Origin of the sequence: Streptomyces sp. NPDC056160, assembly GCF_042268205.1 — a bacterium.
Lineage (GTDB): Bacteria > Actinomycetota > Actinomycetes > Streptomycetales > Streptomycetaceae > Streptomyces.
Genome location: NZ_JBHJUW010000065.1, coordinates 1 through 14,513, shown reverse-complemented (window position 1 = coordinate 14,513; position 14,513 = coordinate 1). Strand labels below are relative to the sequence as shown.

14 protein-coding genes are annotated in these 14,513 nt (G+C 70.0%); 1 reads left to right on the top strand and 13 read right to left on the bottom strand.

The features are described 5' to 3' along the window. Positions 1-244: 244 nt before the first annotated feature. The 13 genes from ACFC02_RS23520 to ACFC02_RS23460 all read right to left on the bottom strand — a co-directional run bounded on the left by ACFC02_RS23520 (position 245) and on the right by ACFC02_RS23460 (position 13,000). Positions 245-1,153, bottom strand: coding sequence for a phosphotransferase family protein (locus ACFC02_RS23520; RefSeq protein ID WP_376360615.1), 909 nt, complete (start codon positions 1,151-1,153; stop codon positions 245-247). Between the two features lie 179 nt (positions 1,154-1,332). Beyond that, the gene (locus ACFC02_RS23515) at positions 1,333-2,277 is read right to left on the bottom strand and encodes a hypothetical protein (protein WP_376360612.1); all 945 of its coding nucleotides are present in this window, start codon (positions 2,275-2,277) and stop codon (positions 1,333-1,335) included. A gap of 257 nt (positions 2,278-2,534) precedes the next feature. Beyond that, positions 2,535-3,098, bottom strand: coding sequence for a hypothetical protein (locus ACFC02_RS23510; RefSeq protein ID WP_376360609.1), 564 nt, complete (start codon positions 3,096-3,098; stop codon positions 2,535-2,537). Next, positions 3,095-3,679, bottom strand: a complete 585-nt coding sequence (locus ACFC02_RS23505) for a hypothetical protein (protein WP_376360606.1) — start codon at positions 3,677-3,679, stop codon at positions 3,095-3,097. Before ACFC02_RS23505 ends, ACFC02_RS23510 begins: the two co-directional genes overlap by 4 nt. Then, positions 3,676-5,310, bottom strand: a complete 1,635-nt coding sequence (locus ACFC02_RS23500; RefSeq protein WP_376360603.1) for a GntR family transcriptional regulator — start codon at positions 5,308-5,310, stop codon at positions 3,676-3,678. The genes ACFC02_RS23505 and ACFC02_RS23500 overlap by 4 nt, the downstream gene beginning before the upstream one ends. A gap of 210 nt (positions 5,311-5,520) precedes the next feature. Further along, the gene (locus tag ACFC02_RS23495; RefSeq protein ID WP_376360600.1) at positions 5,521-6,786 is read right to left on the bottom strand and encodes an acyl-CoA dehydrogenase family protein; all 1,266 of its coding nucleotides are present in this window, start codon (positions 6,784-6,786) and stop codon (positions 5,521-5,523) included. A gap of 93 nt (positions 6,787-6,879) precedes the next feature. Continuing rightward, positions 6,880-7,521, bottom strand: coding sequence for a GAF domain-containing protein (locus ACFC02_RS23490; protein WP_376360597.1), 642 nt, complete (start codon positions 7,519-7,521; stop codon positions 6,880-6,882). Further along, complete coding sequence (locus ACFC02_RS23485; RefSeq protein ID WP_376360594.1) at positions 7,518-8,147, bottom strand: ATP/GTP-binding protein; 630 nt, start codon at positions 8,145-8,147, stop codon at positions 7,518-7,520. The genes ACFC02_RS23490 and ACFC02_RS23485 overlap by 4 nt, the downstream gene beginning before the upstream one ends. Then, the gene (locus ACFC02_RS23480) at positions 8,119-8,496 is read right to left on the bottom strand and encodes a DUF742 domain-containing protein (RefSeq protein WP_376360591.1); all 378 of its coding nucleotides are present in this window, start codon (positions 8,494-8,496) and stop codon (positions 8,119-8,121) included. Before ACFC02_RS23480 ends, ACFC02_RS23485 begins: the two co-directional genes overlap by 29 nt. 38 nt (positions 8,497-8,534) lie before the next feature. Beyond that, on the bottom strand, positions 8,535-9,035 hold the full coding sequence (locus ACFC02_RS23475) for a roadblock/LC7 domain-containing protein (protein ID WP_376360588.1): 501 nt from the start codon (positions 9,033-9,035) through the stop codon (positions 8,535-8,537). A 27-nt stretch (positions 9,036-9,062) separates the two neighbouring features. Then, a complete protein-coding gene (locus tag ACFC02_RS23470; RefSeq protein ID WP_376360585.1) occupies positions 9,063-10,460 on the bottom strand; it encodes a sensor histidine kinase in 1,398 nt (465 codons plus the stop codon). Positions 10,461-10,572: 112 nt separating this feature from the next. After that, positions 10,573-12,456, bottom strand: a complete 1,884-nt coding sequence (locus ACFC02_RS23465) for a glycoside hydrolase family 15 protein (protein ID WP_376360582.1) — start codon at positions 12,454-12,456, stop codon at positions 10,573-10,575. 82 nt (positions 12,457-12,538) lie between these two features. Next, positions 12,539-13,000, bottom strand: a complete 462-nt coding sequence (locus ACFC02_RS23460) for a hypothetical protein (protein ID WP_376360579.1) — start codon at positions 12,998-13,000, stop codon at positions 12,539-12,541. Between the two features lie 867 nt (positions 13,001-13,867). Here ACFC02_RS23460 and ACFC02_RS23455 point away from each other — a divergent pair. Next, complete coding sequence (locus ACFC02_RS23455) at positions 13,868-14,365, top strand: ATP-binding protein (RefSeq protein ID WP_376360577.1); 498 nt, start codon at positions 13,868-13,870, stop codon at positions 14,363-14,365. The last annotated feature ends 148 nt before the right edge of the window (positions 14,366-14,513 follow it).

Genomic DNA, 14,513 nt, shown 5'->3' with positions numbered 1-14,513 from the left:
TGGTGAGGGGAGGCAGGCAGTGGGCATGGTCGGGACTCCGGTATGGGCAGGGCGTGGTGATTCGATGGCGATGGGGCGGATCGACAGGCGGCTGGTTCGGGCTCGCCCAGGCGGCGTGTAGTGCGGTGCTCGGGCGGGTAGGACGCCGGCCGTGGCGCGGCCGCCGGATGACCGGCGCGACGGCCCGAGCCGGCCGCCGGACGGCGCCTATGGACGGCTTCGCTTGCAGGACCGAGGCGAGCGGTCAACAAGGGGACCGGTTCCCTGTCCGCGAGATGTGTGCTCGCAGGGCCGGTGCGAGGTCTGTGTGCTCGCCCGTCTTGAATCGCATGGACCAGTGCGCGGCAACCACCGATTGAGCGTAGAGCCCGTCAGGCGACTCGAGTTGGTCGCCGAAATACTCCTTGACGCGGGCGGCTACCTCCGGGGTGTCCAGGCTGCTGAGCAGGAGACACGCGGCGTCGGCGTAGCGGGGGCCGAGCCCGATGTAGTCCCAGTCGTAGAGCACGGCCCGAGCATCGACCGCTCCGAGGTTCGCCGCGCACACGTCACCGTGCGACGGAACCCATGACTCCAGGACGACAGCTCCTACCGAGCGAGCTGCCGCCTCTTGCCAGGCGACGGGCGCCAGCCCGGCTGACGCAACTGTTTGGATGCTGTCGAGTGCGGCACGCAGGTCGGCCCACCAGGCCGCCGGCAGGTCGGCCACCCACGCAGGGGCCGCCCGAGTGACGCTGAAGGCTTTGACCGGCATCCGGGTCGTCAACTCGGCCTGGTAGGCGAAACCTTCGCAGTTCCAAGCCTCCTGGGCTACAAGAACGGGCCGGAGGACGGGCAGACCCTTCATGACCCGTTCGGCAGTGGCCGCGCCCGACCAGTGCGGTGGGGCCGGTTGTCGAACCGGCCGCGCCCGCAACTTCATCCACAGCTCAGTGGTCGTGTCGAGTACCGGCAACGACAGGGACTGGCCTTGCCAGCCCCACACACATTCAGTGCCGTCTACCTCGACCCCCAGGAGGGCGGCGGCGTGCCTGGCTTGTACGCGCAGCCGGTCCTCGGCGTCATCCGGCAGTTGCGGAGCCTGCATTTGACTGCTGGTCCGGGACGCTACGGGCGCGGGGCGGGCCACCGGGGACGCTATCGGCTTGGTCATTTACTGCTCCCTGCGGGCATAGGGGTGGGAGAAACCTCGGTGCGGCCGTGGGCGTATCCCCGGCCAGGTACGAACTGCAGGAAGTGCCCGGGCGCGGATCCTTACCGGCCACGCGGTGGCGTCGGCCGTCAGGGCGTGGCTGGAGAGGCATCCGCGGCGTAGATGAGGGGTTGGGGCGTTCACAAGCGGTCCATGCCGGTCCAAGCGACGTAGACGCCGTAACTGCGCAACATGTTGACGGCCATGGCGGCCTCGTGGCCGGCAGTCAAGGCGTCCACGCCGTGTGCGATGCGCCGGACAACGTCGACCCGCCATCCGTAGGGCAGACGCGCCAGCCGGGCAGCCTCCGAGCCTCCCCGCCGCCGGTCGTCCACGTCGTCCCAATGCGAGTCCCACCGCAGCCTGGGTTCCGGGGGTGTCTTCCCTGCTGCGATGTCCTCGGCAGCGGCCTGCACGGCCTCGCCCAGAGGCACCCGCGGCGTCGAACTGGCCCGTTTCGGGGCTCGCTGCCCGCCCAGGACCACCGCTTGCCACTCGGCGGGTAGCTGGGTGAGGGCGTCGCAGAGCACCGCGGCTTCCTTGCCGCCCGGCAATGCCCCGGCATCACGCAGCCGGGCCAGCTGATGGCTGCCACGCAGGATGCGATCCACAGCGCGCTCTCTTCCATGCTGCGAAAAGTCCGCGCTGGTCATGATCCGGTACACGACGGCCTGGTCCCACGGGGCGAGCCGGTCCCAGATCCGCTGCGCCCGCAGCTCGTCCCACGACAGCAGCAGACTGTCGTGCGCGGCCTCAAGGATGTTCCCGTACTCGTGGTGTGCGTGACCGGCGAGGACGGTCAGCGCTGCACTGATCCGCTGCCCCCGGGTCTCGTCCTCGGCCAAGGCGTTGCCGAGAGCGAACGTGCAGTCGCCGTGGTGACGCGCGAACAGCTCGCACGCCTGGCCCAGGTCGTCGCCGATGCGCGGGCAGACCTCCCGGGCGGTGCACGACGGTGCGGTCCCGTCCGTCCAATGTGCCCAGACGGCACCCTGCTGCGGGCGGTGGAGGATGCGGGCGATGGCGCCATGCTCGGTCCCGCGACCGTGCACGGCGAGCTCACAGATCAGGCTGCGGCGTGGCATGCCAGGCACTCTGGGCGCGGCCTGGGTGGCGAGGCGACGGGTTGCTTCGCTCAGCAGGAGGCGCGCGCCGCAGGTACGTGGCAAGGAACGGGCGAGGGTGGGCACCATGACGTTCTTTTCGTGAGGGTGGCGGGCGAGGCTGGCAGTGATGTGCTGGGATGCTGGGACCTTCGGTCCTGTGGCTGGCCCGGCGCTGCCGGGTCAGGTGAGGGTGGCTAGCGAGCCGTCCCCGTCTGGAGGCCGGCTGCACGGCCGCGTCAGAGGGCGGTCTCGTCTCTGAGGAGGGCAAGAAACCCGCCGCAGGCCCGGACAGCGTCGAGGAAGCCGAGGTAGGACCGGCGAAAGGTCGTGATGTCGGTAGGGGAAGCCGCGACGATGCCGTGGATCTCTCCGCGGCGGATCCTTCCGAGGAGAGAGGCCAGTTCGGGCCGGAGCAGCGGGTCGCTCATTCCGGTGCTGTCGTACGTGGCAAGGGGCGACTCCCATCCCATCCGGTTGATCACGGTCTGGGTCTGCAGCAGCCGCACGGCAGGATCTCCACTGTGGCCGACGAGCGCGTACCGGCCGACCCTGATCTGCGTGCCAGCGTGGTCGAGGCGCTCCAGCACGCGGTTGAGGTCCGCTTCGCGGACGGCGCGCATCTTTGCAGCATCCGCCAACTCGCCCAGGAATCCTCCACCGGATTGCACCGGCGGCCTGCTGAAACGGCCGTTGCCCAACCCGTGGCAAGTGCCCATCCCACGGCGGGGGTCAAGGAGTGTGACACGGGAGGGGGTTTCTTCGTGTTCGGTGGCTTCGTGTTCGGTGGGCAGGTTGGTCACGGTGTGCTCCAGAGAGTGTGCGTGTTCTCACTGAGAGGGACGGCGCAGCGGATCAGTGCGGTGAGTGTCGGCCGTGCTTCTGCGGTCAGCTGGAGCCAGGCTGACTCCTCGCTGTGGCTGGCGAGGCTCCAGCCGAGGTCGGTCAGGTGGGTCTCCAGCCGGTGCCGGGCTGCAAATGGCCCGATGACCACGGTGCGTACTGCGTCCACGCCGCACCGGGCTGCGTAGTCGGCGGCCCAGAGTGTCGCCAGTCGGGCGAAATCGGCACCGAATTGGCCGTAGGCCCGGGTGATGGCCAGCAGGCTGGGGTTGTGGTGCAGTGCCAGACACCCGATGAGTACGTCGTCTTCGAACATCCCGATCGCGGTGACGTTCGACTCGTCGGCAGGAAGGCCCGTCGCGGTCGGAAGTGCGTGCAGATTCCGCTTGGCGAGCCAGCAGGTGCGGTCCTCGATGAGCGCGTGTGCCTCCGCCTGCTCGGCTGCGGTCGCGATGGGCCGCACCTGGTAGGGGGACCACTGCGGGTGCTCGGCCACTGGACCGTGCCCGGCGCTGTCCTGGAGGGCTTCATTGCCGGTCACAGGTGGCCTCCCGAGCTCACCGGCAGGGTGTTCGGGCCCGTGCCTGGCTGCTCCGTGACGCAGGGCAGTTTCCAGGAGTGGGCGGCGGCGATGAGCTGGGTGGTGTCGGTTACGCCGGCCACCGACAGCAGTTCGCGGGTTCGTGGGCGGACGGCGGACGTGACGATGCCCGCCGCGGCGGCGATGTCGTTGATCTTGCTGTAGGTGGCGTGCGCGCGCAGCAGCCGCATCTGCTCCGGAGTGAAATTCGGGGCGGGGCGGCCGGCATCCGGGGCGTCTACCTGGCCGGCGGTGAGCAGGGAGTGGACCAGGGCAGCCCACCCGCAGCCTGGGCGGTTGCCCGATTTCGTGCGCAGACTCTCGAGGTGACGGCGTACCTCGGCGTAGGGCAGGGCGGTACGGCGAGCGATCTCGGGAGACGGCACCCCCCGGACCAGGAGGTCGGCGATGCTCTGCTCGGTGGGGGTGAGTGCGACGGTCGGCTGACTGGGGTAGCAGCGTTGCACTGCGGCCGGGCGGAGCGGTGTGGCGGCGTCGACGGCGCGGTGGATGTCGCGCACGCAGGTGGCCAGGCAGGCAGTGCGCCAGATCCGTTCGGCGCTGTCGGCGGGCCAGGCGGCGAGCGCGGTGACCGCTGTACGGCGCAGCAGGGTCAGCAGGTGAGCGTCGGAGGTGTCCGCATGCCGCGAGATCAGGATGGCTGCCGCGCGGGTCAGCAGCCGCGAGCAGCAGGCCACGGCCTCCGGTGCGGGAGCCTGGCGGGTGATCCACCAGGCGCGGGCCCGGTCGCAGGCGTCGAGGACCTGAGTACCGGTGGGGGTGAGGTCGTCGGCGCGGTGGTGCAGCTGGCGGGCGGCAACGCCCAGTTCGGGCGGCTCGGCGAGGGGGAGGGGCGGCTCGGGATGGATGTGGGCGGCCTGGGCGCTGGGACGTACGACGATCTTCTGGTCGGCGAGCGAGCGCAGTGCGCGGTTCATGATGGGCGCGGAGGTGGCGAGGCTCTGTGCCAGCGCCTTCGCGGGCTGCAGGGTGGAGTGGGGCGGGTAGACGCCGGACTGGATCAGGAAGCGCAGCCAGGCCGCGACACGGTCAGTCGGGTCCGGGACGGTGCCGGCGACACGCGCCTTGCCGGAAGCACCGATGGCCACCAGCCCTTCGTCTTGGAGGTCTTGCAGGGCCAGATCGATCCGATCGTGCGGAAGATCGCCCATGCCGGCGATGATGCGGGCACGCGAGAGGCGGCCGCCGGGCGGGTAGTCACGGGCGCGGATGGCACGCCGCAGCCGGTCGGCGACCTCGGCGGCGGTAAGCCCTGGGTGCTCGGCCTCCAGCAGTGCACGCAGCAGTCCGCGCGCGCCGTTGCAGACCGTGAGCAGGGTGGGCTGGGCCGCGGGCGCAGTGGCGGTGTCGGGGCGGGTTGCGGCGCGGATGAGGCCCTGCCACCGGTCCTGGTCCCGGTTCGAGCCCGCTGCCTCGCGCATGCGCTGCTGGGCCAGCGGCAGCCACTGCTCCACCACAGCCCACACCCGTTCGCGGTCACGGTCCAGGGCCTCACCGGTGCCGTCCAGCTGCGCGATGGCGCGGTGCAGTGTGCCCCGGGTATGCCGCAGCCGTGTGAGCTGGTCAGGCACCGGACCAGGCGCCGGATCGCCGGAGTGGCGAGTGATGCGTGGGGTGCTGACGGGGCTGGTCACGGCTGCTCCAGGACGGATAGGCGATACGGGGTGAGGGGGGGAGGAGGTGCCTGCCGCCGGTGCCCGTGCGGGGGATGTGACGGGTGACCGGCGGCAGGTCCCGCCTGTGCGCGGTGGGTGTGTCAGGGGTCCGCCGCGCACGGGGGTCTAGACAGCGGCCGGGTCAGGCCGGGCCGGGCCATCGGCGGCCAGACGCGCAGACCACTGGATGTCGTCCTCGCCCAGTGCGGCGGCGGCCAGCCGGAGTTGCTGGACCTCGCCGGTGCCGGCGGGGGCGTAGGTGTGCTGGATGTCGCGCCACAGACGCTGCAGGGGGTAGTCGCCGTCCAGGGCGTTCGCGCCGTGGCACTCCATGGCGTCCTGGGCGCTGCGCGCCGCGGTTGCGTGCCCGACGTGCTTGGCGTTGATGAGTTCGGCGTCGCAGGCCACGCCCTGGTCGAGGAGGTGGGCGGCCTGGTAGACGAGGTTTCGGGCGGTGCGCAGACGGGATTCCATGGCGCCGAGCCGGTCCTTGAGGACGGGCAGGTCGGACAGGAACTTTCCGTAGCGGGGGCGGCTCTTGAGGAACCTCGTGGTGGTCTCGACGACGGCCTCGTGCAGACCGAGATCCAGGGCGGCGATGTTGAGCCGGCCGTAGAGGATGCTGCTGCTCTGCGCGACGTCGTAGCCCTGGCCGACCTCGCCTATCACGTGGTCGTCTGGAACGCGGACCCGGTCGAGGTCGAGCCGGCCTGCGGAGAACCCGTGCAGACCGAGCGTCGGCCGGTGCGCGGCGACGGTCACGCCTTTGCGGTCGGACTCGACGAGGAAGGCGGTGAGCGCCTGAGACACTCGCGTCTGGTCCGAGTCGGAGGTGCGGGCGATGACGACGTGTGCCCCGGCCAGGTGGGCGTTGCCGATGTGCATCTTGCTGCCCGTGATCACCCAGCCCCGGCCGGCTCGCCGGGCGCTGGTCTGTATCCCGCCGATGTGGCCGCCGGCTTCCGGCTCGGTGGAGGCGATCGACAGCAGCAGCGAGCCGTCGGCGACAGCGGGCAGCCACCGGGACTTCTGCTCCTGGGTGGCGTGGAGAAGGAGGGCGCCGACGGGGATCAGAGTGGCCTGCAGGACGGCCGCCGCCGTTCCTGAGACGCGGGCGGTCCGGTGGACCAGGACGGTCCGGGCGACGTGCCCGGCGGCCAGCCCACCGAACCGGGCCGGGATGGTGATAGCGAACCAGCGGCGCGCGGCGAAGAGTGCGGCGACATGGGCGTCCACCAGGTGGGGTGCGGCCTCCATCCGTGCCACGTGCGGGCCGATGTGCTCGGCCGAGACCTCATCGGCCTCCCGCCACAACTGCTCGTGGTGGTCGGTGAGGTAGGGGCGCAGTTCCGGCGGCGGGGCGGACAGCACGGGCGGCGAGGTGGTGGGCATGGACGTCTCCCTCTCCCTGGATGAAGGTCGCGCGGATGAGCGGCCGGGGAGGCCGTCTGGGCGGCTCCCGGGTGGGGGGTGGCGAAGCGCCGGTCATTCGCCGGTGATGCGGCGCATGACCTGGCTGCCGGTCGCGATGGTGATGTCCCGCAGGCGGCGGGCCTCGCTCATCGGCCGTTTTTCGGTGTCGACGACACACACGGTGCCCAGCACGATCCCGCTCTCGTCATGGATGAGCGGGGCGCCGAAGTACGCGCGGATCCCGACCGCGTCCACCACGTGATTGCCGGAAAACCGCGGGGAGGCATGGACATCGGGCAGGGGCAGCGCCCTCTTACGGTCCACGACCTCCGGACAGTATCCGTGACCGCGGTCCATGGTGCGGCCGACGATGACGTGTCCGCTGTCCGCAGCAGGCTGGTACAGACCGATGAACGTCTGCTCCTCCATGAACAGGTTGACGAAGCCGTACAAGAAGTCGGCCTGCTGCGCCATCTCGCGGGCGAAGCCGTCGTATTCGTCGTCGGGATCGGTTCGCAGGCCCAGTTGCCGGATCAGTTCCCTGCGTTCGGCCAGCTCACGCTGCGCTCGGGCGGGCAACGGATGAGCGGCGGGGACGCCCGGCGGAAACGTCGCGGTGGAGGCGTGCAGGGGGGCGGTGGCGCCGTGCAGGCTGCGGCGGGGCAGGGGCGGGGCGCCGTACGGGTGAGAGGTAAGGGAGGTGGGATGAGTCATCGGGCGTCCTGTAAGGAGGCAGAGGCAGAGGCAGAGGCGTGGTCGACCAGGGTCAGAAGGGTGGAAGCGACCTGCACGGGGTCGCGGGCGTCCAGGGCGATCACCGGAACCCGGCCGGGCAGGCCCAAGGCGTCGCGGATCTGCTCAAGCTCGTAGCGGTGCGCGCCGTCGAACTCGTTGACGGCGACGATGAAGGGCAGGCCCAGGTGTTCGTAATACGTCACTGCGGAGAAGCTGATGTCCAGGCGCCGAGTGTCGACCAGGACAATGGCGCCGACCGCACCGCGTGCCAGGTCTTCCCAGAGTAGGCCTACGAACCGGTCCTGGCCTGGAACGCCGAACAGGAACAACTCCAGGGGGATGGGTGCGTCGGGGAGGCTGAGGCGTCCGAAATCGAGTGCGACCGTCGTCGTGTCCTTGTCCTGAAGCCCGGTCAGGTCGTCGACACCCGCGCCGGGCTCGGTCAGGTACTCCTCGGTGCTGAGCGGTTTGATCTCGCTGACCGCGGCCACGGCCGTCGTCTTGCCGACCCCGAACCCGCCAGCGATCACGATCTTCAGCGGCAGCAGGCGCTGCGTCCCGGGCGGCTGCACGGGATCAGCCGGCCTCAAGGTGGGAACGGGCATCGGGCCACTTCCTTCTGAGAGCAGTGCTCACCGCCGCCAGCAGCTGCAGGGAGGGACGGGGAGCTCCTGTCGTGTCGGTGTCGTGGGAGGCAGTGACGAGCAGATCGAGCAGGCGCGCGTCCAGGAGGTCGGAGATGAGGACCTTGACCACCGGGACGGGCCTGGCCATCCGTCCGGCCAGCTCGGCCACCGAACACGGGCGCTCACGGCACAGCGCCATGATCCGGCGGTGCTCCTCGGCGTGGGCGGGAGCCAGCCGCCCGGCCCCGGCAACCACCACCGTGTCCAGCGCCAGCAGATGATGCGGCCGGGTACGTCCGCCGGTCAGCGTGTACAGCCGGACGAACACCGCCTCCTCGACCCCAGCGCCTGCCCGGCAGGGGACGCTCACGATGCATCGGCATTCGTGGCGGCTCGGACGGGCACGTCCATGTAGGCGCCGAAGCGGGTCACCAGACGCTGCATCTCGTGAGTCGTGGTGCCGACGTCGGCCCTCGGCCCTGCCAGCACGCACAGCACGGTGTCCTGCAGAGCACCGCCGAGAGAACCGCCCTGGAAGGACGAACTCCCCGCTGCCTGGAGGAGGAGCATGCCGTCGGCACGTTCGATGAACACGAGCTGGGCGGGACTGCGTTCGCCCGTCGGACTGGGCACGTTGCCGGCGAGCGCGTACATCGATGAGATCGCCGCGGCGAGCGGGTCCGCCCAGTCCTTCTCGACGCCGCTGTCCATGAGCCGCAGGCCGTCCCGCGACACCAGCACGGCAGCGGCGACGTCGGGTGTCTCGTCCGCGAACTTCTTCAGCAGGCTCTCCATCTGCTGCGCCTGCCGTTCCCGCCGGGACGCGCCTCCTGCGGTACCGGACAGGTAAGGGGTGGGGGTCGTCATGGTCGCTCCAGAAAGAGAAGGTGGGGGTCAGTTGGGGTGCTCGTGCGGCGGGGGCACGGGCGGGCCGCCCCGTACGCCGTCGCGGAAGGCCGCAGCTCGGCCCGGGACCGACGCGGTCACAGGCGCGTGCGGGGAGGGCTGGCGGGCGGGTGCGGGGGGCTGGCCGCTGACACGGCGGGGAAGGTCCGGCAGCGGCGCCGGTGAAGCAGCCGGCGCGCCGTGCTGCCGCACAGAGGAAGGAACGACCGCCGGCGGCGGAATGTGTTCGGGGATCTCTTCTCCGGCGGGCTGAGTCGTCACCAGTAGCTGCTCAGGCACGATCACCACTGCGGTCGTGCCGCCCATCAGGTTGTCGTGGAGCGCCACCTTGATCCCGAGCTGCTGGGCGATCCTCGCGGTGATCAGCAGGCCGATCTGCCCGGCGCGGACCTGGTCGCTGACGTCCACCTGGTCCGGCGCGGCCAGCAGCTGGTCGACCCTGTGGCGTATCCGCGGATGCATCGACATGCCGCGGTCTTCGATCTCGACCGCCAGTCCCGTCGGCACCTGCTGCGCACGCACCTCGACCTTCGTGGCCGGATCGGAGTACTCAAGGGCGTTCTCGATCAGTTCGGCCAGCAGATGCGTTAGGTCTGGGCCGACGTGGCCGGGGCAGCTCCACCGAATCCCGACATCCCCGGCCGTCACGGTGACGCGCGGGTATTGGACCACCTCACTGACAGCTCCGCGCAACGCCGTGGTCACTGTGACGGGTTGGCGCGTCCTGCGCAGGGAATGACCGCCCAGCAACGCCGTGCCCTCCACATGCCGGCGTGCCCGCACCACCAGGTGGTCGATGCGGAAGATCGCGGCCAGCAGTTCCGGATCGTCGGTCTGCCCCTGCAGATCGGTCAGCGCGGTCAGAGCCTTGCTGATCAGGGCGTGCTGGCGGACCGCCACACAGCGCAGGACGTCCAGCTGGACGCTCGTCTGGGACTCGTCGTGGACGCGCCGCAGCGACGCCACCGCCTGCATCTGCAGCTCCACCACCGCGGACTCGACCTGTCCGGCCAGGCCTGTCGCTTCCGCCATCCTGGGGGCGGGCATCGGTGGCCGTTCACCGCGGCACAGTTCGTCGGCCGACCACAGCACCGTCTTCTCTGCGGCCGCCACCACCCGCGCCAGACCCTCCAGCTCGGCCGTACGGGCACTGTCCGCCGCGCTCAGCACCGCCCGCCCCGTATCCCGCGCCTTCTGCAGAGCGGCCACGACGACACCGCCCACCAACGGGACGAGCACGGCCAGCAGCGCCAGGTGGGAGACAGGCACCTTCTGCCAGGTGACGAACGCGGACCCGAGTAGCACGCCAAGGAGTGCGAGCGGCTGCATCACCGCCGAAAGCACGCGCTCCATCACATAGGCGTCCAGCTCCTGATGGAAGCGCACGGGTGTGGGTGCGTCGCTAGCGGGCGGCCGGCGTCGGCGGTGACGGGCGGAGGAGAAGCGGGCAGGCATAGAAGACCTCAAGAGCGGTGGGCGAGAGGAAAGGGTGGAGGGGCTAGGCGCTCTGGGGGACGAGCTCCGGCAGAACCGGCTGCGGGCGCCCGGTGTCGGTGACGAGTTCAAGGGTCGCCGCGGGCGCCGCGGAGAGCTGTTGGAGCAGGTACGCGCTCGCGACCAGACCCTCGTGGCTGAACGCCTGCGGGAAATTGCCCACCTGGCGGCGCGTTACCGGGTCGTACTCCTCGGCGAGCAGGCCGAGGTTGCTGCGCAGTGCGAGAAGGCACTCGAACAGGGCACCCGCCTCGACGAGGCGACCGGTCAGCGCGAGCGCATCGACCATCCAGAACGAGCAGAGGAGGAAGGCACCCTCGTCGCCCGGCAGTCCGTCCACGCCCTGCTGGTCACCGGCGGTCGGGTAGCGCCGCACGAGCCCTTCTGGTGTGGACAGCTCGCGCCGTACCGCGTCGACGGTGCCGATGACACGCGGATCGTCCGTGGGTAGAAATCCCGTCTGCGGGATGATCAGGAGAGCGGCGTCCAGTTCCTGTGAGCCGTAGGACTGGGTGAAGGTGTTGCGGACCGGGTCGTAGCCGTTCGTGCAGACCTCGTGGTGGATCGTCTCGCGCAGCTTGATCAGCGCGGGCAGGTCGACGCCCGGGAGGGCGCCGTCCTCGGCCAGGCGGACCGTCCGGTCCACCGCCACCCACGCCATCACCTTGGAGTGCACGAAATGCCGCCGCAGCCCGCGGACCTCCCAGATCCCCTCGTCCGGCTCGCGCCAGCGCTGCGCCAGCTGTCCGATGAGCCTCTGGTGGAGTGCCGCGGTGTCCGAGCAGGGCGTGATCCCGCTGCGGTGGGCTAGGTACAGGGTCTCGATCACCTCTCCGTACACGTCGAGCTGGAACTGAGCGGCGGCGCCGTTGCCGACCCGCACCGGAGCCGAACCCTCATACCCCGGCAGCCAGTCCAGGACCCGCTCGGGCAGGTCACGCTCTCCGGTGATCCCGTACATGATCTGCAAGTTCTCCGGATCACCGGCCACCGCCCGCAGAAGCCATCGTCTCCATGCCTCTGCCTCGCTCCGGTACCCGGCTCCCAGCAGCGCGGCCAGGGTCGTGGAGGCGTCCCGCAGCCAGGTGTAGCGGTAGTCCCAGTTCCGCCCGCCACCGAGCTCCTCGGGCAGCGACGTCGTCGGCGCGGCGACGATCGCCCCGCTCGGCATGTAGGTCAGCGCTTTCAACGTGACCAGGGACCGGACGACTTCCGTCCGGAATGGGCCGTTGTAGGTGCACTGACCCGCCCAGTCCCGCCAGAAGGCCAGCGTCTCGGCGAGCGCGGCGTACGGAGCCGGTATTTGCGGCGTAATCGCGTGAGACGGACACCAACTCAGCACGAACGCGACGCTGTGTCCGGCAGCGACGTCGAAGCGGCTGACGACGACACCGTCCTTCTCCGTCTGCGGCACCGAAGTGTCCAGCCACAGCGCGTCCGCGCCCGCCTCAGCGACCATCCGCCCGCAGGCCTCGTGGATCCACGGGCTGACACGGCCATACCCCGGCCGCGGACGCATCGCCGAGACCATCGGCACCACGCCGGAGACGCCCTCCACGATCCGGAACACCTGCGGGGTCCCGCCCCGCGGCGGCATGAAGTCGGTGACCCGCACCGTGCCGGTCTCGGTGTTCCACACCGACTCCAGCACCAGGGTGTCGCCCCGGTACCGGCGCTCGGCGACCAGGCCCGGGTCGACTCCACTGCCGGGGGCCGGGCAGATCCGCCAGAAGCCGTGCTCCTCGGTGCCGAGCAGCGCGGCGAAGACGGATCCCGAGTCGAAGCGGGGCAGGCACAGCCAGTCGATCGATCCGGTGTCGCACACGTGCGCGCTGGTCTGCATGTCACCGATCAGGGCGTACCGCTCGATGCGGGGGGAGTGTGTCATGAGCGTCGGTTCTCCGTGCGGTAGGGCGAGGTCGGATGGCCGCCCGAATGCGGCCGCGGGGATGGGAGGAGCAGGCCGGACATCACGTGCACAGGACGGTCCCGGCCACAACCAGCGCGATCAGAGCGGCGCCGGCCATGAGCGCACGGACCGCGGTCCGGCTGGACACGCGCCGTCCGCGGCCAGTCCTGCTGTACTCACCCGGGCGGCCGTCCGGTGCCAGGGCCGCGATGACGTCCCGGCTCGCCTCGGCCAGACGGACAAGGTGCCTGCGGCTGGGAACGTAGCCGTCGGGGAGGGGCAGGGAGGCGAGACGCTGGGCGTGGGCTACGACCGGCACGCCACCGGGCAGGAGAGCGCCGAGCCGGAGGATGTGACCGCGCAGCCGGACGACGAGTTCCTCCACGTCCTCGGCCGATTCGGGCAGCGGCGAGTCCTCGTCGAGGACCAGCGCGACCGTCTCGGCCGCCGCCGTTGCCTGATCCCGCTCCACACGCACCGGGCGCCGCAGCGAACGGCGACTGAGGGCACCGACGAACAGCATGGGAAGACTGTGTCGCGGCGTCGGTGAGGATGGCATGAAGGGGCTCCTGGAGGCAGCACTCAACCGAGTCGGGGGGCGAGCCACGAGGGCTCCTCGTGGCATTCCTGCTGGGACTAAGGGTGACGGCCGTCGTCGCGGCATCGCTACGCCAAACCGTGGCCATCTCATGGCCATGTTGAGGGCGCGTCAGGACAACCGCATGGCCTCCAACCACCCTCAACATCTGGTCAAATCGGGAGAATTAACCCACCCGGTGGGCCGTCATCGAGGCGCGCATACCGCTTGGCCATCTTGTGGCCACCTTTCCAGAATCGCTTGACATGACCCGGTTGGATGTACTCAACCTGCGCGTCTTTGAAGCCGATATGGGCGTTCTGTCGACCTGTTTGATGGGCGATTTCGGGGATTTATCTGAGTCGGGACGTGCGTGTCCGTGACGGCGATCGTGATCGAGGAGGGGAGTTCGGGATGGTTTCGGAGGGTGGCGTGTGACAGGTGACGAGTATGTCGTCGAAGGTGTCCAGCGTTCATGCCTCGGGTCCGGCTCGGCCGCCTTGAGGAGTTGAGTCTGCGACCGCTCGCCTCGGTGCCCCGCCCGTTCCGCGCTTGCTGTACTCGGGCAGGTCCGGGCGCCGCGACCGGGCAGGTGGGCAGGCCCGTCCACCGTTCTGCCAGCCGCCCTGAAAGGTGCTAGGGGATGGGGCGTTTGTACTCTCGCAGGCACCGTGAACTGAATTCGAACGCGCGAGATGGCCACAACGTGGCCAAGGTTTGGCGTATCGGTGCCACAGCCAGTCGGCAAAGGTTGATGGCGGGCCGAATCTCCGGCCCGCGCCACAAGGCGTCTCGACATGCAAGGAGACGAAGGTGCCGCCGACAGCAGCCGACCTGGTCCGCGAACTGCCCCTGGGGCAACTGGTCGACCACAACGCCTTCGCCCTCACTACCATGGAGGAACCGCTGACCTGGGCCCGCAAGACAGTCCGCCGGCTGCTCCGCGACCGAACCGGCCGGGACCGGATCGACGACGCGGTGCTCGTCGTCACCGAACTCCTCAGCAACGCCATCCGGCACGGGGGCGGCCCTGTGTCCCTCACCCTTGACCTCTATGAGAAAGGTGTCACTGTGGGCGTCGTTGACCGCGGAGAGGACACCACCGCCATCCCGGCGGATGTCGTCACTCTCCTGGCCTGTCCCTCCGACCGGGCGGCCGATGGGACCGATGGGGCCGATGGAGAAGACCTGCCCACGAGCGGCAGGGGCCTGTACCTGGTCAACGCCTTCGCCAACGGCTGGGGCGTAGAACCCGCTCCCGAGGGCAAGGTCGTCATCGCCGCCTTCCGCCTGGCAGGGAGTGCCGCGTGACCGCTTACGACCTCAGCGCCCGGCATTTGTGCCGCGGCATCTTCGCCCACCCGCTAGTGTCCCGAGTCTTAGGAAAGCCGTAGAAGTATGCTGGGCTCATGGCGCGCATGGGTCGGCCGACGGTCGAAGTGGTTCTGACGGATGACGA